The sequence below is a fragment of the Plesiomonas sp. genome (assembly GCF_051650925.1).
Taxonomy (GTDB): domain Bacteria; phylum Pseudomonadota; class Gammaproteobacteria; order Enterobacterales; family CAMTGL01; genus Plesiomonas.
Genome location: NZ_JBOFRH010000002.1, coordinates 1 through 1,033, shown reverse-complemented (window position 1 = coordinate 1,033; position 1,033 = coordinate 1). Strand labels below are relative to the sequence as shown.

Here is a 1,033-nt window from a genome sequence, read left to right as displayed (position 1 = left end):
TGCGGTGATTTTGCGCGGTGGTAAGGAAACCGTGCACACCAATCAGGCGATGGTGGCCGTTATTCAGCATGCGTTGGCAGAATGCAATTTACCGGCAGCTGCGGTGCAGTCGATTGACGATCCGGATCGGGCGTTGGTGACCGAATTGCTGACACTGGATAAGTATGTCGACATGATTATCCCACGCGGTGGTTCAGGGTTGCAGGCCTTGTGCCGTGAACAAGCCACCATCCCCGTGATTACCGGCGGTATTGGCGTGTGTCATATGTTTGTGGATGCCAGTGCCGATTTGATTGGCGCCGTGAGCGTGATTGAAAACGCCAAAGTGCAACGTCCGAGCGTGTGTAACGCCTTGGAAACCCTGTTGGTGCATCGTCATATTGCGGCAGATTTTTTGCCAGAATTGGCCAATTATTTGCACAGTTTGGGCGTGACTTTACATGCTTGCCCAGAAAGTCTGGCATTGCTGCAGGCGGCCGGCACACGTGCGCAGGTGATCCCGGTGCAGGCCGAGGATTATGTGGATGAGTGGTTGTCTCTAGATTTGAACGTCAAAATTGTGGGCGATCTGGATGAAGCAATTGGCCATATCAACCACCACGGTAGCGGCCATAGTGAAAGCATTCTGACTCAGACGCTGGCGCACGCAGATCGCTTTACCTTAGAAGTAGATGCCGCGGCGGTATATGTTAACGCTAGCACCCGTTTTACTGACGGTGGCCAATTTGGTTTGGGCGCCGAAGTGGCGGTCAGCACGCAAAAACTGCATGCGCGTGGGCCGATGGGGTTAGAAGCCCTGACCACCTATAAGTGGATTGGCTACGGGGATAATTTAATCCGAAAATAACTAATTGTTTTAATTGGAAAACTTGTTATTGACGCCGTCCGGTTATGCCGGGCGGCGTTTTTATTTTCGCCAAACTGACATTTTTGACCGCAAAAAAACGGCGCTCTTCTATGCTGATTAAAGGCATCTGTATGTCATAACCAGAAATGCAGCAAGGAACACGATTATGCGCCTTTTCTTATTCAG

1 protein-coding gene is annotated in these 1,033 nt (G+C 51.0%); it reads left to right on the top strand.

Features of this window, described 5'->3' with window-relative positions:
- On the top strand, positions 1-847 hold an 847-nt coding region (locus ACRC27_RS00015; RefSeq protein ID WP_438638738.1), incomplete at its 5' end, for a glutamate-5-semialdehyde dehydrogenase.
- Positions 848-1,033: the final 186 nt, after the last annotated feature.